Origin of the sequence: Streptomyces sp. NBC_00358, from assembly GCF_036099295.1 — a bacterium.
Classification (GTDB): Bacteria; Actinomycetota; Actinomycetes; order Streptomycetales; family Streptomycetaceae; genus Streptomyces.
In genome coordinates, this window is sequence record NZ_CP107976.1 from 6,262,280 (window position 1) to 6,286,010 (window position 23,731).

The window sequence follows — 23,731 nt, forward strand, 5'->3', positions numbered from 1 at the left end:
GGCTCCGCTAGGCTGCGGAGCATCATGCGTTTCGGGCTGCTTCTCCTTAGCTGCCGCGGCGAGGGCCTGTAGTCGAGGCCGACCCCCTCCCCGCGGAGTCTGGCGTTGCGCCGTCGGCCGTCCTTTCGGACATCCTGAGGAGCCCACGCATCATGGCGAACAGCCACAGCAGCGAGCAGACCCGCGCCAACCGTCAGCGTCCCACGTCGATGCCGGTCCACAAGTACGGCCAGTACGACCAGGTCGACATCGCCGACCGCGACTGGCCGAACAACCGGATCACGGTCGCCCCCCGCTGGCTCTCCACCGACCTGCGCGACGGCAACCAGGCCCTGATCGACCCCATGTCGCCCGCTCGCAAGCGCGAGATGTTCGACCTGCTGGTGAAGATGGGCTACAAGGAGATCGAGGTCGGCTTCCCGGCGTCGGGCCAGACGGACTTCGACTTCGTCCGCTCGATCATCGAGGACGGGACCGCGATCCCGGACGACGTCACGATCTCCGTACTGACCCAGGCCCGCGAGGACCTGATCGAGCGGACCGTCGAGTCGCTGAAGGGCGCCAGGCGCGCCAACGTGCACCTGTACAACGCCACCGCCCCGGTCTTCCGCCGGGTCGTCTTCCGCGGCTCCAAGGACGACATCAAGCAGATCGCCGTCGACGGCACCCGCCTGGTCGTCGAGTACGCGGAGAAACTGCTGGGCCCCGAGACCGAGTTCGGGTACCAGTACAGCCCCGAGATCTTCACCGACACCGAACTGGACTTCGCCCTGGAGGTCTGCGAGGCGGTCATGGACGTCTGGCAGCCCGGTCCGGGCCGCGAGATCATCCTCAACCTGCCCGCCACGGTGGAGCGTTCGACCCCCTCCACGCACGCGGACCGCTTCGAGTGGATGGGCCGCCACCTGTCCCGCCGCGAGTACGTCTGCCTGTCGATCCACCCCCACAACGACCGCGGCACCGCCGTCGCCGCCGCCGAGCTGGCGCTGATGGCCGGCGCCGACCGCGTCGAGGGCTGCCTGTTCGGCCAGGGCGAGCGCACCGGCAACGTCGACCTGGTCACCCTGGGCATGAACCTGTTCTCGCAGGGCGTCGACCCGCAGATCGACTTCTCCCACATCGACGAGATCCGCCGTACGTGGGAGTACTGCAACCAGATGGAGGTCCACGCGCGCCACCCGTACGTGGGCGACCTGGTCTACACGTCCTTCTCCGGCTCCCACCAGGACGCCATCAAGAAGGGCTTCGACGCGATGGAGGCCGAGGCGGCCGCCAAGGGCGTCACGGTCGACGACATCGAGTGGGCCGTCCCGTACCTGCCCATCGACCCGAAGGACGTCGGCCGCTCCTACGAGGCCGTCATCCGGGTCAACTCGCAGTCGGGCAAGGGCGGTATCGCGTACGTCCTGAAGAACGACCACAAGCTGGACCTGCCGCGCCGGATGCAGATCGAGTTCTCGAAGATCATCCAGCAGAAGACGGACGCCGAGGGCGGCGAGGTCACCCCGAAGGACATCTGGGCGACCTTCCAGGACGAGTACCTGCCCAACCCCGGCAACCCGTGGGGCCGTATCCAGGTCAGGACCGGCCAGTCCACCACGGACAAGGACGGCGTGGACACGCTGACCGTCGAGGCCACGGTCGACGGCGCGGACACCGTCCTGAGCGGCACCGGCAACGGCCCGATCTCCGCGTTCTTCGACGCCCTGCAGTCCATCGGCGTCGACGTGCGCCTGCTCGACTACCAGGAGCACACGATGAGCGAGGGCGCCTCCGCGCAGGCCGCGTCGTACATCGAGTGCGCGATCGGCGACAAGGTCCTGTGGGGAATCGGCATCGACGCGAATACGACACGCGCCTCACTGAAGGCCGTCGTCTCCGCCGTCAACCGCGCGGCCCGCTGACCGCGTTCACCTGGCTCTTTCCGGCCCCGTCCGCCTTTTCAGGCGGGCGGGGCCGTGTCGTGTCCCGGCCAATCCCTGTGCAGGTCACGAGCAGGTCTCGTCCTAGGTACTGACTACACCTCAACAATGTGGCTAACATCACGCCAGCACGGCGATGTTGCCGTGGCATTACGGAGGTGTGCGACGTGCTGCCAGGATGGGGACGAAACGGTCGTGCAGTTCAGGTTCCCCGTGTCCTGGGCACCCGTACCGCGTGGAGCACCGTCGGCGACGGGGAGTTCTTCTGCCCCGGCTGCGGCGGCGACCGCAACTACCAGCGGCTCACGGGCCGACGCCGCTTCACTCTTCTGGGTGTTCCCGTTCTCCCGGGAGGCGAGACGGGACCCGTCGTCGAATGCGCCGCCTGTCGGCACCACTACGGCGCCGACGTCCTCGACCACCCCACCACCACCCGCTTCTCCGCGATGCTCCGCGACGCCGTCCACACCGTCGCCCTCGCGGTCCTCGCGGCGGGCGGCGGCTGCGCCCGTGCGTCCCTGGAGACCGCCGCCGCGGCCGTGCGCTCGGCCGGTTTCGACGACTGCACGGAGGACCAGCTCGGCGCCCTCGTCGAGGCCCTCGCCGCCGACACGGGCCGCTTCTTCGGCGAGCCCTGCGGAGCGAGCCTGGCCATAGAGCTCCACGAGGCCCTGGACCCGCTGGCCCCGCACCTCGCCCCGACGGGCCGCGAGGCGATCCTGCTCCAGGGCGCCCGCATCGCCCTCGCCGACGGCCCGTACACCCCCGCCGAACGCGACGTCCTCGCCACCGTGGGCGCGGCCCTGACGATCTGCTCGGACGACGTGACCCGCCTCCTGGCCACGGCGCGGACGCCGTCGTAGGCCCGCCCCGCCTCCAGGCGAGGCGCTGACGCCGTCGTCACGTCCTTGCCTCCTGGCGAGGGCGCCGACGCCGACGCCGACGCCGACGCCGTCCTGCCCGTCCCGCTCCCGCCGGTACTCCCCAGGGAGTAGTCCGGCCCCCGCGCCACCCCTAGCAGTACCCCCGAACTCGCCCTTCCGCGCGACGTATGCCATCCGCCGTGCCGGGAGTCTGGAGCCTGTCCAGACATTCCGCGAGAAGGGGAGGACCCCGCCATGGGGCCCGAGAAGGCCGGAAAGACGAGCAGGGGCCCACGGCGACGGACGGCCGTGCCCTGGCTGCTGCTCGCGCTGTGGATCGGGCTGCTCGCCGTCGTCGGGCCGTTCGCGGCGGAACTGTCGGGGGTGCAGCACGACCGGGCCGTCGACTATCTGCCCTCCGGCGCCGACTCCACCCGGGTCGCGAAGATCGAGGACCGGCTGCCCGGCGGGTCGGCCACCGAGCTGGTGCTCGTCTACCACCGCGACGGCGGCCTGCGCTCCGCCGACCGGGCCACGGCGTCCCGCCAGGTCGCCGCGATCACCCGGGCGAACCCGCTCACCGGCACCCCGGAGGCCGTGCCGTCCCCCGACGGCAGCACCCTGATGTACGCGGTCTCCAGCAACGCGCCCGGCACCGACGAGAAGAAGCGCGACGCGTTCGTGAACGACGTACGCGAGGCCGCCCGGGGGACGGACGGGATGAGCGTCCTCGTCGGCGGGCCCGGCGCCCTGGCCACCGACGCCGGCGAGGTCTACGACTCGCTCGGCGGACCGCTGCTCTACACCACCGTCGCCGTCGTCGCCGTGCTGCTGATCCTCATCTACCGCAGCCCGCTGCTGTGGCTCGTCCCGCTCGCCGTCGCGGGCGTCGCCGACTACCTGTCGATGGGCGTCACCTACGGCCTGCACCAGGCGTTCGGCACCAGCGTCTCCGGCCAGAGCACGGGCGTGATGACGATCCTCGTCTTCGGCGCCGGCACCGACTACGCGCTGCTGATCATCTCCCGCTACCGGGAGGAACTGCGGCGCGTGGAACGGCCCTACGACGCCATGAAGGAGGCCCTGCGCGGCTGCGGGCCCGCCGTCCTCGCCTCCTCCGGAACCGTCGCCGCCGGACTGCTCTGCCTGCTCGCCGCCGACCTCAACAGCAGCCGTGGCATGGGCCCGACGGGCACCGTCGGCGTGCTCTGCGCCCTCCTCGCCATGCTGACCCTGCTGCCCGCCGTGCTCGTCCTGCTCGGGCGGCGGGTGTTCTGGCCGCTCGTCCCCGCCTTCGGCAGCGAGCCCAAGCGGCGGCGGAGCCTGTTCGCCGCGATGGGGACCTCCGCCGGCCGCCGGCCGCTCGTCGTCCTGGCGAGCGGAGCCGTCCTGCTCGGGGCGCTCGCCCTCGGCACCCTGAACCTGCCCGGCCCGCTCAAGCAGCAGGACTCCTTCGCCCACCGGCCCGACTCGGTCGCCGCGATGGAGACGCTGGCCCGCGCCTACCCGGGGCGGGGCACCCAGCCGATCACCGTGATCACCCCGACCGGGCGGGCGGACACGACACTGGCCGCGGTGCGCGGTCACGCCGGGGTGGCGAGCGCCGAGCGCGGACGCAGCGGCGCGGGCGGCTGGACGGAGATCTCCGTCATCGCGCGCGGCGCCCCGCAGTCGGCGGCCGAGACCGCCACGATCGAGGCCCTGCGGGCGGACCTCCGCGGATCGTACGTCGGTGGACCGAGCGCCCAGCAGATCGACCTCCAGGACACCGACGCCCGCGACCGGCTCGTCGTCGTACCGATCGTCCTCGTCTCGGTGCTGCTGATCCTGGTCCTGCTGCTGCGGTCGCTCGTCGCCCCGCTGATGCTCGTCGCCGCCGTGATCGCGGTGTGGGGAGCGGCGCTCGGCATCGGCGGCCTCGTCTTCGGCCCGCTGCTCGGGTTCGAGGGCACCGATCCCGGCCTCGGCCTGCTGTCCTTCGTGTTCCTGGTCGCCCTGGGTGTCGACTACGGGATCTTCCTCATGCACCGGATGCGGGAGGAGTCCCTCTCCGGTGCCGAACCGGCCGCCGCCGCGCTCACCGCGCTGCGCACCACGGGAGGGGTGATCGCCTCGGCCGGCCTCGTCCTCGCGGCCACCTTCGCGGTGCTCACGAACATGGGCCTCCTCCAGCTCGTCCAGCTCGGCTTCGTCATCTCGGTCGGTGTGCTGCTCGACACGTTCCTCGTCCGTACGTACCTGGTGACCAGCGCGAGCGTGGCCCTGGGACGGAAGGTGTGGTGGCCGGGCGGCCTCTCCCGCGAGCCGGACGCCGAGGCGGTGGCCGGGCAACAGGAGCCCGTCGCGGTCGCCTGAGCCACCGGGCGCCCGGAGCCCGGGCGTCCGCGTCGGACCGGCCGGTGGGGGCGGCCGGGCCCGGTGACCCCGCACACTGGATGCCGGGCCACGGCCGGCCCCCGCCCGCCGCGGCCCGGCCGGCCCTCACACAACGGACATCGGGCGCCCCTCTCCCGGAGGGGCGCCTCTCACGGAGGACGAAGCGGTGGACGTCAGACGCGTGCTGCACCTCAACGGCCCCGGACAGCGGGGGAACGCCGACCCGGCGCGGATCCTGCGCCAGGACGCGCTGCTCGCCGGCGTACTGCTGATCCTCGACATCACGGTGGCACTCACCGTGCACACCGACGGCCGGCGACCGGACGCGCTCGGCTGGTCCCTGCTGATCGGCGCGCACCTCGCGTCGATCTTCCGGCGGCGCGCCCCGCTCGCCGCGTTCCTCGCGCTCGTCGCCTGCGTCGCCCCGTACCACGCACTCGACTTCAACCACAACGCGCCGCAGCTCGTCTCGATGACCGCGCTGTTCACGGTCGCCGCCACCGGGGGCCCGCTGCGCTCCCTGGTCATCGGCAGCGGCGTCATCGGGATCATGCTCGCGGTCAAGTTCGCGCAGGGCACCACCGAGGGCACCCAGGCGCTGCGCGTCACCGGCTGGATCGTCTCGTTCATCGTGCTCGGTGTGTGCGCCCGGGTGCACGGGCAGTACTTCGCCTCGGTCGTCGAACGCGCCGAGCGCGCCGAACGCACCCGTGAGGAGGAGGCCCGTCGACGGGTCGCCGAGGAACGTCTGCGCATCGCCCGTGACCTGCACGATCTGCTCGCCCACAGCATCACCCTGATCGGCGTGCAGACCTCCGTCGCCGCGCACGTGCTGGCCGCGGACCCCGACCGCCTCGACCGTACGGCCGTCGCCAAGGCCCTCGACGACATCTCCGAGACCTGCCGGAGCGCGCGCGGCGAACTGCGGACCACTCTGGAGGTGCTGCGCGACTCCGAGAACGGCGGCGGCGACGGGCGGGGGCCGCTGCCCGGCCTCGACGGGGTACCCGATCTGGTGGCGGCGGCCCGTTCGGCGGGCGCCGAGGTGGAGTCGGCGGCCGTGCCGGGGGCGGACGGCGTTCCCTCCGCAGTGGGGGCCGCCGCCTACCGCATCGTCCAGGAGGCGCTGACCAACGCGGTACGGCACGCGGGCCCCGGGGTGAGCGTCCGCGTGGACCTGAACACGGACGGCTGGGCGCTGCGCGTGACGGTCACCGACGACGGCATCGGCGACGCGGGCGGCCCGCCCGGCTTCGGCCTGGTCGGGATGCGGGAGCGGGCCCGCAGTGTGGGCGGCACGCTGGCGACCGGGACGCGGGACGAGGGCGGATTCGCGGTGGTGGCGGTGCTGCCCCTGGGTACCGCGCTGCCGGAACAGAGGCCGGCAGCGGACGGCTCGGTCCGGCTCACGGCGCCGGGCGGCTTCGAGGGCGTACGGGTTTCCGCCGGTGGCCCCGGGTGCGATTCCGGGCCCGGACCCGGACTCGGCTCCGGGCGGCCTGGCCCCGGCTCCCGCTCCGGCTCCGGCCAAGGCTCCGGCTCCCGCTCCCGCTCCGGCCCCGGCTCCGGCTCCGGCCAAGGTTCCGGTCCCGGACTCGACTCCGTGGCCGCGTCCGGGACCGGAAGGGGCGAGCCCCGATGACCATTCGCGTCGTCCTCGCCGATGACCAGAACCTCGTGCGGGCCGCGTTCGCCATGCTCGTGGAGTCGGCGCGGGACATGGAGGTGGTCGGGCAGGCGGCCACCGGGCGGGAGGCCGTCGAGCTGGCGCGCGCCGAACGGGCCGACCTGATCGTGATGGACATCCGCATGCCCGACCTGGACGGCATCGAGGCGACCCGGCTCATCGCGGCCGACGAGAGCCTGGCCGGGATCAGGGTGCTCGTGCTCACCACGTACGACACCGACGAGCACATCGTGGAGGCGCTGCGCGCGGGCGCCTCCGGCTTCCTGGTGAAGGACACCCGGCCCGCCGAACTCCTCGACGCGATCCGCACGGTGGCCGCCGGGGACGCGCTGCTCTCACCGGGCCCCACCGCCCGCCTGGTCGCCCGCTTCCTGCGGGCCCCGTCGGTTCCCTCGCTCGCGGTGGGCGGCCCCGAGGGGCTCTCCGAGCGCGAGCGCGAAGTGCTCACCCTGGTCGCGCGCGGCCTCAACAACACCGAGATCGCGGCGGCGTTGGGGCTCAGCCCGCTCACCGCGAAGACCCATGTCAGCCGCATCATGGGCAAGCTGGGCGCCCGCGACCGCACCCAGCTCGTCATCGTGGCGTACGAGTCGGGCCTGGTGACCCCGGGAGACGCGGGCCGGGTCTGACCGGCAGACCGGCAGACCGGCCGAGGTCCGTCCGGCGCGGCGCCGGAAGTGGCTGACGAGACGTCAGTACGCGGTGAAGGAGCGGGTATCGCCGTGGCGTCCGGGGCACATTGACTTCACCGGGACGTCCGACGTCCCACGTTCCCTGTCCGATGCCGTCGACGTAGCCCAGGGAGTGCCATGACCAGCACGAGCCGCATGGCCGCGTTCGCAGCCGCCGCCGGACTCCTCACCGCCCTCACCACCCTCGCCGCCACCGGCGGTACCGCCTCGGCCGCACCCCTGGCGGGCCGGGGCTGCACCTCCTCCGTCCCGTACGCCGCGGGCCAGGAGGGCTATGACACCTACCGCATCCCCGCGACCGTCCTGACCCGGGCCGGCACCCTGCTCGCCTTCGCCGAGGGACGGCACGGCGGTGCCGGTGACACCGGGAACATCGACGTCGTCCTCAGGCGTTCGTCCGACGGCGGCTGCACCTGGGGCCCGCTCCGGGTCGTGGCGTCCGGCGGCGGCGACACCCGCGGCAACCCGGCGCCGGTGGTGGACCCCAGGACCGGCCGGATCGTGCTCCTCACCTCCTACAACAGCGGTGCCGTGACCGAGGCGCAGATCATGCGGGGCGAGGTCGCCGAGGAGCAGGGCCGGCGCGTCTTCGTCCAGGTCAGCCGTGACGACGGGCGGCACTTCTCCACCCCGCGGGACATCACGGCGCAGACGAAGCTGCCCGGCTGGCGCTGGTACGCCACCGGCCCCGGCCACGCGATCGCGCTGCGCCACGGGCCGCACGCCGGGCGCCTGGTCGTGCCCGCCGACCACTCCGCCGCCCCGCCCGCCGGGTCCGCCGACACCGGCCAGGAGCCCAGGTACTACGGGGCGCACGCGCTCTACAGCGACGACGGCGGGTTCACCTGGCGGCTCGGCTTCGTCGACGACTCGTACGACGGGGCAGACAACGCCAACGAGAGCGCGGTGGCCGAACTCCCCGACGGGAGGCTCTACTTCACCTCGCGAGACCAGAACGGGACGAGTCCGGGCAACCGCCTCGACTCCTATTCCAGCGACGGGGGCGAGACCCTGGACCGGCCCTTCGCCGTCCAGCCCGCACTGAACGACGTCCCTGTCGTCCAGGGCAGCGTCCTCCAGCCGACCGACCGCCTCTCCCCGCTCCTCTTCTCCGGACCCTCCGTCCCCACCGCCCGCCGGTCCATGGCCGTCTGGCGCAGTACCACCGGCGGCCAGACCTTCGTGAAGGCGGCCACCCTGTCCACCCGGCCGGCCGCCTACTCGGACCTCGTCCAGCTCGGCGCCACCCGGGTCGGCATCCTCTACGAGACCGGGGTCACGGGACCGTACGAGAGCGTCGAGTTCAGGCGGCTGCCGGTGAGCGGGCCGCTCGGGTAGCGGTACCCGGTCCCGGCCCGCACCCGTCCTGGAGGAGTCCCGCCGAGGCCAGGTACGCTCCCACCCGCTCGACCTCACCGGGCGACAGCGGCACCTGGGGTTCCGCTGTCGCCGGGCAGTCGATGACGCCCCGCAGGTACAGCGCGGCCTTGAACGCGCCGAGGGCCGAGGAACTGCCGCCCATCCGGGCCGGGTCGCCGACGCCCACCATGCCGAACAGCTCGCACAGCCGCTCCTGCTCCTCCCGGGCCCGTTGCCGGTCGCCCGCCGCGCACAGCTCGTACAGCCGTACGTAGCCTGCCGGGTCCACGTTGGCGAGGCCGGGGACCGCGCCGTCCGCGCCGAGGGCCAGGGCCGAGTCCACGACCACCTCGGAGCCGGTGAGGGTGGTGAAGCCGTCGATGCCGGGGTGGGCGCGCGTGCCGGTGACGACCGCGCGGAAGGAGCCGAGGTCGCCGCTGGAGTCCTTGAGACCGGCCAGGACGCCGTCGGCGGCGAGTTCGAGGACCAGCTCGGGGCTCAGCTTGGTGTGCACGGAGGCGGGCAGGTCGTACGCGAACACGGGGAGCGCCGCGCCGGCGGCGACGAGGCGGAAGTGGCGGGCGATCTCCGCGGGATGGGTGCGGGTGTAGAAGGGTGCGGTGACGACGATCGCGTCCGCGCCCGCGGTACGGGCTGCCCTCGCGTGGTCCAGGACGCGCGGGGTCGTCATGTCGATCGCACCGGCCAGCACGGGCAGTCGACCGGCGACATGCCCCACCGTCGTCTCCACCACCAGCCTGCGCTGAGCATCCGTCAGATAGGCCACCTCGGACGTCGAGCCGAGGACGAACAGGCCGTGCACCCCGCCCTCGACCAGGTGGTCGATCAGCCGGGTGAGCGACGGGACGTCCACCTCGCGGTCCGGTGTCAGGGGCGTGCAGACGGGCGGTACGACACCGGTCAGCGGGGCGGGGAAGGTCATCAAGGCTCCCTGATGTGCTGCTGGAACGGAACGTCGGCCGGGGCGGCGGCCTCGGCGGCGGACTCGGCCTGCGCGACCAGGGCGCGCGTCGGCCGGCCCTCCTCGACAGGATGGTGACACCGGAAGCGGTGACCCGGCGCCGACGCGGCCGTGAACTCCGGCATCCGGGTCGCGCACTCCTCGTCCGCCTTCCAGCACCGGGTACGGAAGGGGCAGCCGCTCGGCGGACGCGTCGCCGAAGGGACGGGCCCGGTCAGCGGAATCGGCTCGATCGGGTCCAGCAGCCCCGGAGTCGCCGAGAACAGCGCCCGGGTGTACGGGTGACGGGAGCCGTCGGTGACCACGTCGGCCGGGGACTCCTCCACGATCCGGCCCAGGTACATCGTGATCACCCGGTCGCTCATCCGTCGCACCGTCTGGATGTCATGGGACACGAACACCAGCGCCAGGCCCAGGCGTTCCCTCAGATCGAGCAGCAGGTTGAGGATCTGCGCGCGCACCGACACGTCCAGCGCGCTCGTCGGCTCGTCGGCCACCACCAGGCCGGGATCAAGTGCCAGGGCGCGGGCGATCGCCACCCGCTGGCGCTGACCGCCGGAGAGCCGGCCGGGCAGGGCGTCCGCGAGCGCCCGGGGCAGCCCGACCAGAGACATCAACTCCCGTACCCGGTCCTCCCGTTCGGCCACGGTGCCGCGACGGTGCACATCCAGCGGGTCACGCAGGATCCGGCGCACGGGCAGCCGGCGGTTCAGTGCCGTCGACGGGTCCTGGAAGATCATGCCCGTGCCGGCGCCGACGGCCGTGCGGCGCTCGTCCGGTGTCAGGGACCACAGGTCACGGCCGCGGAAGGTCACGCTGCCCGAGGTCGGCCGCTGCACGCCCACCAGCACCTTCGCGAGCGTCGACTTGCCGCATCCCGACTCGCCCACGACGCCGATCGTCTCGCCGGGCGCGATGGTGAGATCGGCACCCGTCAGGGCGTACACCCGGTCCCGGGTGAACACACCGCCGCTGCGCGCTCGGTGGACGACATGGGCGTCGGTGAGCCGCACGAGCGCGTCCGTCCGGCGGTCCCCGGCCTCCCGCACCGGCGCGGTCACGCGACGGCCTCGGTCGCCGTCGGCGGAATCACGTTCGGCGCGAGCGCGTCGGGCGCGAGCGCGTGCGGCGCGAACGCGCCGGACGGCATCACGTCGGACGCGAACACGTCGGACGGCATCACGTCGGGCCGAATCGCGTCGCGCGGCATCATGTCGGGCTGAGTCCTCACGTCACGGCCTCGCTCCGCGTGGTCGCCAGGTCGACGGCCGGATGGTGGCAGGCCGCCGTGTGGGTGGGCGTGCCGGCCAGGTCCGGCGCCGTCGTCCGGCAGACCTCGCTCGCCATCGGACACCGGTCGGCGAACCGGCAGCCGGCCGGGAAGTCGGCGGGGGAGGGGACGACCCCCTTGATCTGCGTCATGCGCTCCGCCCCCGACTCCAGGGACAGCACGCTGCCCAGCAGCCCGCGCGTGTAGTGGTGCGCCGGGAACTCCACCAGGTCGGCCGTGACGCCCGTCTCCACGATCTGGCCGCCGTACATCACGACCACCCGGTCGGTGACCGCCGAGACCAGCGCCAGGTCGTGCGAGACGAGGATCAGGGCGAAGTCCAGCTCCGCCCGCAGCCGCAGCAGCAGCTCCATGACCTGTGCCTGGACCGTCACGTCCAGGGCCGTCGTCGGTTCGTCCGCGACGATCAGTCCGGGTTCGCGGGACAGGGCCATCGCGATCAGGACGCGCTGGCGCTGGCCGCCGGAGAGCTCATGGGGGTAACTGCGCAGGGTGCGCTCGGGATCGAGGCCGACCAGGGCGAGCAGCTCGGCCGCCGTGCGCCTGCCGCCCCGCCGTATCACCTGCTTCAGCTGCGCCCTGACCGTCATCGCCGGGTTCAGGGACGACAGCGCGTCCTGGTAGACCATCGCCATCTCGTGGCCCAGCAGCGGGCGCCGTACCCGCATCGGCTCGCCCACCAACTGCCGCTGACCGAAGCGGACATGGCCGCGCACCCGGGCGCCCTTCGGCTCCAGGCCCATCACGGTCAGCGCCGTGAGCGACTTCCCGCAGCCCGACTCGCCCACCAGGCCCAGGACTTCACCGGGATACACCTCGAAGCTGATGCCGTCGACGATGTCCACACCGTTGTGCCGGTTCTCGAAGCCGATGGCCAGCCGCTCGACGGCGAGCACGGGCTGCCGGCCCGTGACCGGTGGCCGGGCGCGTGCGCGCAGCCGGGCCGCGGCCCGCGCCAGGCCCGGCAGTTCGACCACCGTGGCGCTGCCCGGCTCCGGGGCTTCCAGCCGGTCCGCGGCGGGCGGCACGGACACCTCGCGGGCGGCGGGAGCGGCCCACGCGTCGGAGACACCCTCGGAGAGGATGTTCAGCGACAGCACCGTGACCAGGATCAGCAGCCCCGGGAAGACGGTGGCCCACCAGCCGCCGGTCAGCACCATGTTCTTGCCGTCGGCGATGACACTGCCCCAGGACGGGTCCGGGGGCCGTACGCCCGCGCCGATGAAGGACAGCGAGGCCTCGAACACGATCGCCTCGGCGACCTGCACGGTGCAGAACACGAGGATCGGGGCGGCGCAGTTGACGGCCACGTGCCTGAGGACGATGTGCGGGGTACGGGCGCCGATCACCTGCTCGGCGGTGACGTAGTCCTCCCCGTACTGGTCGAGGACGTTCGCCCGTACGACCCGGGCGACGGGCGGGGTGAACAGGAAGGCGATGGCGCAGATCAGCACGGTGATGCCGCCGCCGAACACCGCGACGAGCACGGCGGCGAGCGCGATCCCGGGGAACGCCATCACCACGTCCAGGCAGCGCATCAGCGTCTCGTCGACCGCCTTGCGCGAGGTCGCGGCGAGGGCGCCGAGCAGGGCCCCGACGACCAGGGCGAGCGCGGTGGCGCCCAGACCGATCGCCAGCGACCAGCGCGCCCCGTACATCAGCCTGCTGAGGATGTCCCGGCCGAGACTGTCCTGCCCCATCCAGTGACCGGCCGACGGATGCCCGGTGCCGTCCGTGAGCGGCTGCTGGTCGAGCGGGTCGTGCGGCGCGAGCAGCGGGGCGAACACCGCCACCACGAGCACCACGGCCAGGAAGCAGACCGCGATCCTGGACACCGCCGGCAGCCTGCGCCAGCCGCGCAGCCGGATTCCGGGCCTGGCGAGGGCTCCGGCCGGCTCCTTCCGCGTGATCATCGGCTCGCTTCGCTCAGGCGTGGGTTGACCAGCAGATACAGGATGTCGATGGCGAGGTTCACGACCACGAAGCCGACGGCCGTGGTCAGGACGACGCCCTGCACGACCGCCGGGTCGCCGTTCTGCACGGCGTCGATCATCAGCTTGCCCATGCCGGGCAGCGAGAAGATCGTCTCGATGACGACCGCCCCGCCCAGCAGATAGCCGACCCGCAGCCCCAGCACGGTGAGCGGGTTCATCAGGGCGTTGCGCAGGACGTTGCGGCCCACGACCACCCGGGGCGGCAGCCCGCTGCCGATCGCGGTGCGCACGTAGTCCTTGTCGAGCTCCTCGACCACGGACGTCCGCACGATCCGGGTGAGCTGGGCGGCGACCGGCAGGGACAGCGCGAGCGCGGGCAGCGCCATCGTCCTCAGCCAGCCGGACAGCGAGTCGGCCGGATTGACGTAGCCGCCGGTCGGGAACCAGCCCTGGTCGACGGCGAGGTACTGGATCATGAGCAGGGCCAGCCAGAAGCCCGGTGCGGCGACCCCGGTCAGGGACACCACACGGATGATCTGGTCGGGCAGCCGGTCGCGGTGGATCGCGGCCGTGACCCCGCCGAGCAGCGCCAGCACCACCGCGATGCCGAGCCCCAGGAAGGTGAGCTGGAGCGTGAGCGGCAGCGCGGTGGTGACCTGTTCGACGACCGGCGCCCTGGTCAGCGCGCTGGTGCCCAGGTCGCCGTGCAGCAGGTCCCCCACGAAGTGGAAGTACCGCACCGGCAGCGGATCGAGCAGCCCGTTCCGCTCTCTGAAGTCGTGCAACTGCCGCGGGGTCGGATTGGCGCCCTGGAAGAACGCCGACGCCGGATCGACGTCGGAGAACCGCATCACCAGGAACACGAACAGGATGATCCCGAGCATCAGCGGCACGAGCAGCGCGACACGGCGCAGCAGGATCCTGACGATGGCGACCACGTACGAACTCCCCTGTCGCCTAGACCCACTTGGCCTGGAGCAGATTGATGCCCGGGTAGGGCTGGGGCCTTATCCCCGCGAGCCGGCGCGGATTCCACGCGGTCATCAGCTCGTTGTGCACGACCGGGTAGAGCACGGCCTGTTCGGCGACGACGTCGATGTAGTCCTGGATCATCGCCTTCTTCTTGTCGGCGTCCGGTTCCTGGGTCGCCCGGTCCATGTCCTTGAAGAGCTGCTTGGCGACCGGGTCCCCGGCCCAGCGGGCGTAGCCCATCCAGAGGTTCTGGGGGCCGTAGTTGTAGTGCATGATCAGGTCGGCGTCGAGGCCGAACTGGTTGGGGTTCGAGGCGGCGGCGACGACCTGGTAGTCCTGCTTCTGGTCCATCTTGGTGAACACGGCCGTGGTCTCCTGCGGGGACAGCGTCGTCTCGACACCGATCGCGTCCCAGGACGCCTTGACGGTCGGCAGGCAGTCGACGATCCAGCTCACGTTCACCGACAGGATCTCGATCCTGAGCCCCTTGACCCCGGCCGCCTTCAGGAGCTTCTTCGCCTTCTCCGGGTCGTAGGCGTAGACGGTCTTCGCGCGCCGGTAGGAGGGGTTGGCCTCGTTGAGGAAGGAACTCGACGGCTTCCCGTGCCCCCGGAGGGCGACCTCGACCATCTTGCCGGTGTCGATGGCGTAGCGCAGCGCCTGGCGGACGCGTACGTCGTCGAACGGCTTGTGCCGCGTGTTGAACATGAGGAACAGGTTGTTCATGCCCGCGCCGCCCTGGACGGTCATACCGCCCTTGCGGAGCTGCGCGATGTTGGCGTACGGGATGTTGTCGGCGATCTGGGCACCCGCGCTCGCTCCGGAGATCTTCGCGACGCGGGGCGCGGCGTCCACTATGGTCAGCCAGTTCATCTTCTCGAAGGCGGGCCTGCGCGGCCCGTTGTAGGCGGCGAACGCCTCGAACGTCGTGTTGGACTTCGGGTGGTGCGCGGTCTGCCGGTACGGGCCCGAACCGATCGCCTTGCCCTTGATCGCGTCGTCCCAGGCGCCCGGCCGGGAGAAGACGTGCTTGGGCATGATCTTCGCCAGGGTGAGCCGGGAGATCCCCTCGGGGAAGGGGAACTTGAGGACCAGCTCGACGTTCCGCGCGTCGGTCTTGCGCACTTCCTTCAGCCAGGGGGCGAAGAAGCCCTTGGCGAGCGTCTGGGTCCTCGGATCGAGTATCCGGTCGAAGACGAAGACCACGTCGTCGGCGGTCACCGGCTTCCCGTCGTGGAACGTGGCACCGGCGCGCAGGGTGAACTTCCAGGAGGTGCCGGTGAGGTCGGCGGGCACCTGGGTGGCGAGCGCGGCGTAGGGCTCGCGGGAGATCGGATCGGTGTCGAGCAGGCCCTCGTAGACGTGGTTGTTGGCGGCCATGCAGAAGGCGGACGCGGTCTGCGTCGGATCCCAACTGCCGTCGTTCCCGTAGCCGATCACGGCCGTAAGCGTGGCGTTCCGGCCGCTGCCCGAACCGCCCGTGTCGTTCGTGGACTCCGGCCCGGACGAGCAGGCGGCGAGGGCCGAGGAGAGGGCGGCGGCCGCGCCCATGGCCCCGGTGTACTTCAGGAACGAACGGCGGTGCGGCGTCGGAGTGGGGTTCACGTCGCGCACGGTTCCTCCAGCAAGGAGTGGTCCAGTTGAACGGTCCGGTGAGGTGGTGGAGCGGTCGGTGCGATGGCCCGGGGTGACAGGAGATACGACGTCCTACGTCATAGGGGGCAGCGCGACCATAGGAGGGGGCGCGGAGAGGGTCAAGGGCCCGCACACGAATGGCGTATCTTCCACAGGCGCGACCAATGGCGGTATGAAACAGGGACAGTTGGCCGAACTTGGCGTTTGATCAGCCCGGAGGTGGGACGTCCGATGTCCAGCGAGCGTACGATGCGGCGCATGCCTGAGGAGACCGGGAACCGGCGTCGGCCGGAGCGCCGGGTGAGCAGCCAGATCCAGCGCGAGGTCATGCAGCTGATCCTTGACCAGCAGCTTCCGGCCGGTGCGCCGCTGCCGACCGAGACCGAGCTGATGGCCGATCTCGGGGTGAGCCGCAACTCGGTCCGCGAGGCGCTCAAGGCCCTTCAGGCGCTCGACATAGTCGAGATCCGGCACGGCTACGGCACCTATGTGGGCGAGGCGTCCATGACGCCGTTCGTGGACGGACTCACCTTCCGCACGCTCGCCCGTCCGGACGATCCGACCGGGGCGCTGGCCGAGATCCTCCAGGTCCGCGAGGTACTGGAGGAAGGGCTGATAAGCCGGGTCGCCCAGGTACTGACCGAGGAGGAGCTGGACCGGCTCGAAGCGGTCGTCACTGAGATGGAGACGGCGGGCGCCGACGGACGTTCCTTCCCCGAACTCGACAGCGAGTTCCACGAGTTGCTGTACGCCTCGCTCGGCAACCCGCTCGTGCCGCAACTGCTCGGCGCGTTCTGGACCGTCTTCCGGCGGGTCGCCGTGGTGCGCGGCTGGACCGACGACATCACCCCGGAGGTGACGGCCCGCCGCCACCGCGACATCCTCACCGCCCTGCGGGTACGGGACGTCGAGGGAGCGCAGCGCGCGATGGCCGACCACTTCCGGGGAATCGAAGCACGCGCGGCCCAGGGATCCCGGGGCGTGAGCTGACCGAGACCCCACTGCACCGGGCCCGTCCACTCCGGGGCCCGCTCAGTCCCGGTCCGGCTCTCCCTGACCGGCTCGCTTCGACGGCCGGCACCGCGGCCCAGGCGGCGAAGGTGATCGAGGCACCCGTGATGGTGGCCCGATGGCGGGGGACCAGGGTGAACGGGTCGTGGCCGTGGGAGATGTCCGCCGGCCCCGCGAGCGCGCAGACCGGGGCGAGGAGCGCCGGGGCGCGGACGACGCGCGGCCGCCTTCGACCACGCCCACACCGTCCGCCGACGTCCCGTCGGACGCATCGGTCCCGCGCGGACGCATCGGTCCTGTGCGGACTCTCTCCGGCGACCCGTGTCGACTCCGGTTGTACGCCCATGGGCCGATGTCCACGCCCCACCGCCTGCCTACGATCGGCGCATGCATGTCACGCCGCCGCTTCCCCCGCTCAAGCGTTTACAGCCCGGCGCCTGGGTGGCCCTGGCCTGGTGCGCCAGCACCCTGTTCACGGTCCTCGCCCGGATCCGGCTGCCCGGCCAGAACGGGCCGAACGAGATGGCCGCCGCCCAGTTCTACCGCTGGGACGGATTGACGTTCTTCACCGTGGCATGCGCCCTGGCCCTGGCCGGCAGCGCCTGGCTCGGCCGCCGGCCCCTGGCCGCCCTGACCCTGCTGCTGGCGGCGGGCGCCCTGTTCACCACCAATCTCGCCGTCACGGCCATCCAGCTCCCCCAGTACCTCGCCGTCGACGTCGCCCTCTACTTCATCGCGGCCGGCCGCTCCCGCCGCACCGGAGTGACCGGGCTCGCGATGGCGCTCGCGGTCCTGGCCGCCTGGTTGACCGGACGGCTGGTGCAGGGCTGGGGGATCGGCACCCTCGTCGAACTGACCGTGGCCCTGACCGTCGTCGTCTCCTGGCTGCTCGGCGACGCGGGCCACCGCACCCGCGTCCACGCCGAGCAACTGCGTGTCAGGGCCGAGGGCCAGGCCGTCACCGCCGAACGCCTGCGCATCGCCCGCGAGATGCACGACATGGTCGCCCACAGCATCGGCATCATCGCCCTCCAGGCCGGCGCGGCGGCCCGCGTCGTACACACCCAGCCGGACGCCGCCCGCGAGGCGATGACCGCGGTCGAGACGGCAGGCCGCGAGACCCTTGCCGGGCTGCGCCGCATGCTCGTCGCACTGCGCCACGCCGACCACGCGGACCATGCCGACCACGCGGACGGTGCGGACGGCTCGGACCGTGCGGGTCGGGGCGGCCGGTCCCAGCCGGCCGGAACCCCGGGCGGCGGCACCTCCGACGCGCCGCGTGGCTCGCGCGAAGACGGCGACCCCGGCGCGCCGGGCGGGTCCCGTGACCACGACCCCGCTGAGCCGGCCCTTTCCCCGGAGTCCGGCGGGAACCCGTCCCCCGCCGCGCCGCTGCGCCCCGCCGAAGGGCTCGCCGATCTCGACAGGCTGGCCGCCGCGACGACGGCCGCCGGGGTCCGCGTGGATCTCCGCTGGAGGGGCGAGCGGCGTCAACTCCCTCCGGACATCGACCTGTCCGCGTTCAGGATCGTCCAGGAGTCCATCACCAACGTGGTGCGTCACGCGGCGACGGCCGTATGCAGGGTGACCGTCGACCAGCGCGACACGGAGGTCGCCGTCGAGATCACCGACGACGGCCGGGGAAGGGGCAGCACCACGGACACCGGGTTCGGCCTGATCGGCATGCGCGAGCGAGCCGCCCTGCTGCACGGCGAGTTCACCGCGGGCCCGCGCCCCGAGGGCGGCTTCCGCGTGAGCGCCCGTCTCCCGGTCCCGGCCCAGAGCCGGGCGGCCGCCCGATGACGGTCCGGGTGGTCCTCGCCGACGACCAGCAGCTCATCCGTACGGCCCTGCGCATGGTCATGGCCGACATCGAGGACATGGAGGTGGTGGGCGAGGCGGAGAACGGCGGGGAAGCGGTGGCCCTCGCGCTTCGACTGCGCCCCGATGTGGTGGTCATGGACATCCGGATGCCCGGCATGGACGGCATCGAGGCGACCCGTCGGATCACCGCGGACGCCGCCGGGCCGGGGAGCGAATCCAGGATCGTCATCCTCACCACCTTCGACGACGACGAATACGTCTACGGGGCGCTGCGCGCCGGCGCGTCCGGGTTCCTGGTCAAGGACATGGGCCTGGACGACATCATCACGGCGGTCCGCGTCGTGGCGGCGGGCGACGCCCTCATCGCCCCCGCCGTCACCCGCCGGCTCATCCAGGACTTCACCGCCGCCCGTCCCGAACTCGCCCGGGAACAACGCGAGTTGAAGGGGGTGACCGAACGCGAACGCGAGGTCCTGACGCTGGTCGGCAGCGGGCTGTCCAACACGGAGATAGCCGAACGGCTCTTCATCAGCGTGGCCACGGCGAAGACGTATCTCACCCGCCTGCTCTCGAAGTTGGACGCGCGCGACCGCGTCCAACTGGTGATCATCGCGTACGAGGCGGGGCTGGTGTCGGTGAACCGGTCGGCGTGAACCCGCCAGGGGGCGAACCGGTCGGCGTGAATCCGCGACGGGGCGAAGGGGTCGGATCCGGCGGCGGATCCACGGGCGGCAGGACCGCGTTCTCAGACGGTCAGGTCCGTCCCGGCCGGTGCCGCGGAAGCGGGTGACGCGGGCGCCGGTGGTAGGGAACCCGGTGGTACGGAACCCGGTGGCGCGGGCGCCGGTGACAGGGGCGCGGACTCATGGCGGATGAACCACTCCGTGGCCAGCACCCTCTCCCGGTCCGCCCGGGGAAGGGCGGCGAGCCGGCCCGGCAGCGCTCCCCGTTCGACCTCGGAGCGGTGGGCGAGCACGGCCTCGATCTTCCGGTCCAGCCAGGGACGTACATCCACCGTCGCGCCGACCCACTCGTCCGGGACGCTGAACATCGGCCTGCCCTCCCGGATCAGCAGCGCGCCCAGCGTCCGGGCGGCGGAGTCGGGATGGGTGGCCAGGTAGAGGGAGCGCGGACGCCATGCGGGGCCGGCGTCGGGGTGGAGCCGGTCCAGTCCGGCGGCCTGGACCGCGAGCACGGTGACCCGGTGGGTGTGGACATGGTCGGGGTGTCCGCTCAGGCCGCCGTAGCCGTCGTGCGTGACCACGATGTCCGGGCGGACCTCCCGGATGTGCGCGACCAGCCGCCGCACCGATTCGTCGAGCGGCGCGTCGCGGAGCCCGACGGCTCCGGGTGCGGACCCGGGCACCCGCGCGTCGGCGTAGCCGAGCAGGCGTGGCGGGCCCGCGCCGAGGACGCGCAGCGCGTCGGCCAGCTCCGCGGCACGGTGGGTGCCCTCCGCCCAGGTCGCCGTGACGACCGCGGTCCGGGCCCCCGACGCCGCGTGCCGGGCGAGGACACCGCCCGCCGACAGGGACTCGTCGTCGGGATGCGCGAACACCGCGAGCAGGCTCGGAAGGGTCATCGCCGGGATCGCCCTCCCATCGTCCGCGGTCCCTGGCCGCCCCGTCGACCGGGGCGGGGGACGTCTCGGGGGACGGTGCGACGGCCCTGAGTGGAGCGTAGGCGTGCCGTGCGCGCCTCACCACCGCCGGCGTCGAGACGAAAACTGGCACATCCAGCTCCGCTTGGGTGAAACCCGCGTCCTCCCTGCGTCGTTCCAGTTCTGAACCGGAAAACTCCCAGGCAGTCTGCCGAGAACCGTTGGCCACGGCCAACCCCCTTGCGCCGCGCCGTATTTGCGGTGAACCGAATCCTGTCGATTCCGGATGCGGAGCGGCACCACGAGGATGCGAAGCGTGAAACGAAAAGGGACGGGTGAGCAGAGTGAGAGAAGAACCGTCACCGGCACACGAAGGCGCCACCCGGCACGCGGCGGCCCTGCGATGAAGCCGCCGGAACCGCCGGAGCCTCCCGTCGGTTCCTACGCCGTCGACACGTACACGGGAAAGCTGGGCATGGTCATGGGGAGCGAGGGCTCCTACGTGCAGCTCAGGCCGCTCGGTGGCGGCCGGGAATGGGACTGCGCGCCGGAGGCCGTCCGGCGGGCCACCACGGCGGAACGGCTCAGCGCCGCGACCGCGTACGTCAACGCGCGCAGCCGCGGCGAGGTGCCGTGAAGCGCTCCCCGGACGCAAAGGGACCCATCGGGGCCGGGGCGCGGGCGCCGTAGGCGAGAATGGGCCGCATGAGTCTGTTCCGCGACGACGGCATCGTGCTGCGCACCCAGAAGCTGGGTGAGGCGGACCGGATCATCACGCTGCTCACACGCGGTCACGGCCGCGTACGGGCGGTGGCGCGCGGCGTCCGGCGGACCAAGTCCAAGTTCGGGGCCCGCCTCGAACCCTTCTCCCATGTCGACGTGCAGTTCTTCGCGCGGGGCAGCGAACTGATCGGCCGCGGCCTGCCCCTGTGCACACAGAGCGAGACGATCGCTCCGTACGGTGGCGGGATCGTCACCGACTACCCGCGCTACACCGCGGGCACCGCCATGCTGGAGACGGCCGAGCGGTTCACCGACCACGAGGGCGAGCCCGCCGTGCAGCAGTACCTGCTGCTCGTCGGAGGGCTGCGCACCCTCGCCCGGGGCGAGCACGAGCCGCACCTCGTCCTCGACGCCTTCCTGCTGCGCTCCCTCGCCGTCAACGGCTACGCGCCCAGCTTCAGCGACTGCGCCAAATGCGGCATGCCGGGACCGAACCGTTTCTTCTCGGTCGCCGCGGGAGGAACCGTCTGCGTCGACTGCCGGGTGCCCGGGAGCGTCGTACCCTCGCCTCAGGCCCTCGAACTCCTCGGTGCGCTGCTCACGGGAGACTGGGAGACCGCGGACGCGAGCGAGCCACGGCACGTCCGGGAGGGCAGCGGGCTGGTGTCGGCCTATCTGCACTGGCATCTGGAGCGCGGACTGCGTTCCCTGCGCTACGTGGAGAAGTAGCCGCCGCGTCCGGCAGGGGCCGGGGCGGCGACAGCGTACGAGCGCGGCACGAGCGCGCGAGAACAGCACAGAACAGCAAGCAGAGCGAGACGAGCGCCCGGCGCACGCGAGCACATAAGAAGGAGACGAGAAGCACATGGTCGTACGCGGGATCCTGGGCAGCCGGCGCCGCGAGTACAGGGCGCCGGAACCGCACCCCTCCGGTGCCCGCGCGCCCAAACTCCCCGGCGAGCTCGTCCCGAACCATGTCGCGATCGTCATGGACGGGAACGGCCGCTGGGCCAAGGACCGCGGGCTGCCCCGCACCGAGGGGCACAAGGTCGGTGCGGAGCGCGTCCTCGACGTCCTCCAGGGCTCGATCGAGGTCGGTATCGGGAGCATCTCCCTGTACGCCTTCTCGACCGAGAACTGGAAGCGCTCGCCCGACGAGGTGCGCTTCCTGATGAACTTCAACCGCGACTTCATCCGCAAGACCCGTGACCAGCTCGACGAGCTCGGTATCCGGGTGCGCTGGGTGGGCCGCATGCCGAAGCTGTGGAAGTCGGTCGCCAAGGAGCTCCAGGTCGCCCAGGAGCAGACCAAGGACAACGACCGGCTCACCCTGTACTTCTGCATGAACTACGGCGGCCGCGCCGAGATCGCCGACGCGGCGCAGGCGCTGGCCGAGGACGTGAAGGCCGGCCGCCTCGACCCGTCCAAGGTCAACGAGAAGACCCTCCAGAAGTACCTGTACTACCCGGACATGCCGGACGTGGACCTGTTCCTGCGCCCGAGCGGCGAGCAGCGCACCTCCAACTACCTGCTCTGGCAGAGCGCCTACGCCGAGATGGTCTTCCAGGACGTGCTGTGGCCCGACTTCGACCGGCGCGACCTGTGGCGGGCCTGCGTCGAGTACGCGCAGCGCGACCGCCGCTTCGGCGGAGCCGTCCCCAACGACCAACTGCTCGCGATGGAGCAGGCCATGCGAGGCGACGGGTCGTAACACCGGCCGCCCGGAGCCTTGTTCGAATCGGGCGCTACGATCACGGCTCATCACCACCGAACCGGGGGAGGGGCCGTGGTCGAGGGCCAGGGCGCTGCGCAGCAGCAGGAGTTGCCGGAACAGCCGCAGGAGCGGTCGCAGGAGCACGGGGGCGATGCCGTCGAGCTGGAGTACCGGCCGGTCGTCGGGGACTTCAGGTCGGCGCTGAAGGCGCGCGGCGGGGTCAGCAGGTCGGCTCGGATCCAGCGCCGGATGTTCGCTCTCGTGGGCTTCTGCGCCGTCATGGGGATCGTGGCCACGCTGATCAGCAGAGAGACGCCGGACTTCACCCTGGTCTGGCTCCTGCTCTGCGCGCTTCTGGTCAGCTTCATGCCCCGGCTCCTGGCCCGCCAGTTCCAGCGCCTCGGGGAGCGCCAGGGCACCTTCCGCGTGACCGTCACGGACGCCGGGGTGACGGTCGCCACGGACAACTCCAGCACCGCGCTCACCTGGGGCGCGCAGCCCCGCTACCGGGAGACGGAGGACGTCTTCGTCATGCTCAGCCCCGACAAGAACGCCAGTTGCTTCACCGTGCTGCCCAAGCGCGCCGTACGCACCCCCGAGGACGTCGACCGGCTGCGGGCGATCCTCGACCGCCATCTGACCCGCGTCTGAGCCCGCGGGGCTCTCACGTGCCGGCCCCCGGGGAGGGTGCTCAGCCCTTCGCCGCCGCGCACTCCGCGCACGTACCGAAGATCTCCACCGTGTGGGCCACGTTCACATAGCCGTGCTCCGCGGCGATGGCCTCCGCCCACTTCTCCACCGCCGGGCCCTCCACCTCCACGGCCTTGCCGCAGACACGGCAGACGAGGTGGTGGTGGTGCTCGCCGCTGGAGCAGCGCCGGTAGACGGACTCGCCCTCCGAGGTGCGCAGCACGTCGACCTCGCCGGCGTCGGCGAGGGACTGGAGCGTTCGGTAGACGGTCGTGAGCCCGACCGAGTCGCCCTTGTGCTTGAGCATGTCGTGGAGCTCCTGCGCGCTGCGGAACTCGGTCACCTCGTCGAGCGCGGCCGCCACGGCGGCACGCTGCCGGGTGGAACGGCCCCGGACGGGCGATCCAGCGGTTGTCACCGTTGCCTCCTCACGTCTGCCCTTGCCCGGCCATTGTG

Annotated in this window: 20 protein-coding genes and 1 pseudogene; 13 read left to right on the forward strand and 8 right to left on the reverse strand. The window is 72.0% G+C overall.

Annotated elements, in window-relative coordinates; genetic code table 11:
• Positions 1–152: 152 nt before the first annotated feature.
• From leuA to OHT01_RS26690, 6 genes and pseudogenes are all read left to right on the forward strand, one after another.
• Positions 153–1,904, forward strand: a complete 1,752-nt coding sequence (leuA, locus tag OHT01_RS26665) for a 2-isopropylmalate synthase (protein ID WP_328555644.1) — start codon at positions 153–155, stop codon at positions 1,902–1,904.
• A 185-nt stretch (positions 1,905–2,089) separates the two neighbouring features.
• A complete protein-coding gene (locus OHT01_RS26670; protein WP_328555645.1) occupies positions 2,090–2,785 on the forward strand; it encodes a tellurite resistance TerB family protein in 696 nt (231 codons plus the stop codon).
• Between the two features lie 255 nt (positions 2,786–3,040).
• A complete protein-coding gene (locus tag OHT01_RS26675; RefSeq protein WP_328555646.1) occupies positions 3,041–5,140 on the forward strand; it encodes an MMPL family transporter in 2,100 nt (699 codons plus the stop codon).
• 202 nt (positions 5,141–5,342) lie between these two features.
• Positions 5,343–6,518 (forward strand): annotated as a pseudogene (locus OHT01_RS26680) (sensor histidine kinase); the annotation flags it as partial.
• A gap of 281 nt (positions 6,519–6,799) precedes the next feature.
• Entirely contained in the window at positions 6,800–7,477 is a 678-nt protein-coding gene (locus OHT01_RS26685) for a response regulator transcription factor (RefSeq protein WP_328555647.1), read from the forward strand.
• A gap of 180 nt (positions 7,478–7,657) precedes the next feature.
• Positions 7,658–8,878 carry a sialidase family protein gene (locus OHT01_RS26690; RefSeq protein ID WP_328555648.1) on the forward strand — a complete coding sequence of 407 codons (1,221 nt, stop codon included), beginning with the start codon at positions 7,658–7,660 and terminating at the stop codon, positions 8,876–8,878.
• Here the strand turns inward: OHT01_RS26690 and OHT01_RS26695 are convergent.
• Genes OHT01_RS26695 through OHT01_RS26720 form a run of 6 tightly spaced genes read right to left on the reverse strand, consistent with a single transcriptional unit; the run spans position 8,844 to position 15,692 of the window.
• Positions 8,844–9,842, reverse strand: a complete 999-nt coding sequence (locus tag OHT01_RS26695; protein ID WP_328555649.1) for a dihydrodipicolinate synthase family protein — start codon at positions 9,840–9,842, stop codon at positions 8,844–8,846. The genes OHT01_RS26690 and OHT01_RS26695 overlap by 35 nt on opposite strands.
• A complete protein-coding gene (locus tag OHT01_RS26700) occupies positions 9,842–10,942 on the reverse strand; it encodes an oligopeptide/dipeptide ABC transporter ATP-binding protein (RefSeq protein ID WP_443043442.1) in 1,101 nt (366 codons plus the stop codon). Before OHT01_RS26700 ends, OHT01_RS26695 begins: the two co-directional genes overlap by 1 nt.
• Positions 10,939–11,094 carry a hypothetical protein gene (locus OHT01_RS26705; RefSeq protein ID WP_328555650.1) on the reverse strand — a complete coding sequence of 52 codons (156 nt, stop codon included), beginning with the start codon at positions 11,092–11,094 and terminating at the stop codon, positions 10,939–10,941. Before OHT01_RS26705 ends, OHT01_RS26700 begins: the two co-directional genes overlap by 4 nt.
• 14 nt (positions 11,095–11,108) lie before the next feature.
• Complete coding sequence (locus OHT01_RS26710; RefSeq protein WP_328555651.1) at positions 11,109–13,085, reverse strand: dipeptide/oligopeptide/nickel ABC transporter permease/ATP-binding protein; 1,977 nt, start codon at positions 13,083–13,085, stop codon at positions 11,109–11,111.
• Positions 13,082–14,044 carry an ABC transporter permease gene (locus OHT01_RS26715; RefSeq protein WP_328555652.1) on the reverse strand — a complete coding sequence of 321 codons (963 nt, stop codon included), beginning with the start codon at positions 14,042–14,044 and terminating at the stop codon, positions 13,082–13,084. The genes OHT01_RS26710 and OHT01_RS26715 overlap by 4 nt, the downstream gene beginning before the upstream one ends.
• Positions 14,045–14,063: 19 nt before the next feature.
• Complete coding sequence (locus OHT01_RS26720; RefSeq protein ID WP_328555653.1) at positions 14,064–15,692, reverse strand: ABC transporter substrate-binding protein; 1,629 nt, start codon at positions 15,690–15,692, stop codon at positions 14,064–14,066.
• Between the two features lie 270 nt (positions 15,693–15,962).
• On the opposite strand from OHT01_RS26720, the gene OHT01_RS26725 reads away from it, so the two are divergent.
• From OHT01_RS26725 to OHT01_RS26735, 3 genes are all read left to right on the forward strand, one after another.
• Positions 15,963–16,703, forward strand: a complete 741-nt coding sequence (locus OHT01_RS26725) for a FadR/GntR family transcriptional regulator (protein ID WP_328558273.1) — start codon at positions 15,963–15,965, stop codon at positions 16,701–16,703.
• 408 nt (positions 16,704–17,111) lie between these two features.
• Positions 17,112–18,527, forward strand: coding sequence for a sensor histidine kinase (locus tag OHT01_RS26730; protein ID WP_328555654.1), 1,416 nt, complete (start codon positions 17,112–17,114; stop codon positions 18,525–18,527).
• Positions 18,524–19,201: a response regulator transcription factor gene (locus OHT01_RS26735; protein WP_328555655.1), complete on the forward strand. Its 678-nt coding sequence runs from the start codon at positions 18,524–18,526 to the stop codon at positions 19,199–19,201. The genes OHT01_RS26730 and OHT01_RS26735 overlap by 4 nt, the downstream gene beginning before the upstream one ends.
• Positions 19,202–19,293: 92 nt before the next feature.
• Here the strand turns inward: OHT01_RS26735 and OHT01_RS26740 are convergent, their stop codons facing one another.
• A complete protein-coding gene (locus OHT01_RS26740; RefSeq protein WP_328555656.1) occupies positions 19,294–20,130 on the reverse strand; it encodes a PIG-L deacetylase family protein in 837 nt (278 codons plus the stop codon).
• Positions 20,131–20,551: 421 nt separating this feature from the next.
• On the opposite strand from OHT01_RS26740, the gene OHT01_RS26745 reads away from it, so the two are divergent.
• The 4 genes from OHT01_RS26745 to OHT01_RS26760 all read left to right on the forward strand — a co-directional run bounded on the left by OHT01_RS26745 (position 20,552) and on the right by OHT01_RS26760 (position 23,236).
• Positions 20,552–20,785 carry a hypothetical protein gene (locus tag OHT01_RS26745; RefSeq protein WP_328555657.1) on the forward strand — a complete coding sequence of 78 codons (234 nt, stop codon included), beginning with the start codon at positions 20,552–20,554 and terminating at the stop codon, positions 20,783–20,785.
• A 68-nt stretch (positions 20,786–20,853) separates the two neighbouring features.
• The gene (gene recO, locus OHT01_RS26750; protein WP_328555658.1) at positions 20,854–21,600 is read left to right on the forward strand and encodes a DNA repair protein RecO; all 747 of its coding nucleotides are present in this window, start codon (positions 20,854–20,856) and stop codon (positions 21,598–21,600) included.
• Positions 21,601–21,736: 136 nt separating this feature from the next.
• On the forward strand, positions 21,737–22,582 hold the full coding sequence (locus OHT01_RS26755) for an isoprenyl transferase (protein ID WP_328555659.1): 846 nt from the start codon (positions 21,737–21,739) through the stop codon (positions 22,580–22,582).
• 75 nt (positions 22,583–22,657) lie between these two features.
• A complete protein-coding gene (locus OHT01_RS26760) occupies positions 22,658–23,236 on the forward strand; it encodes a YcxB family protein (RefSeq protein WP_328555660.1) in 579 nt (192 codons plus the stop codon).
• Positions 23,237–23,276: 40 nt separating this feature from the next.
• Here the strand turns inward: OHT01_RS26760 and OHT01_RS26765 are convergent, their stop codons facing one another.
• Entirely contained in the window at positions 23,277–23,693 is a 417-nt protein-coding gene (locus OHT01_RS26765) for a Fur family transcriptional regulator (RefSeq protein ID WP_328555661.1), read from the reverse strand.
• Between the last annotated feature and the right edge of the window lie 38 nt (positions 23,694–23,731).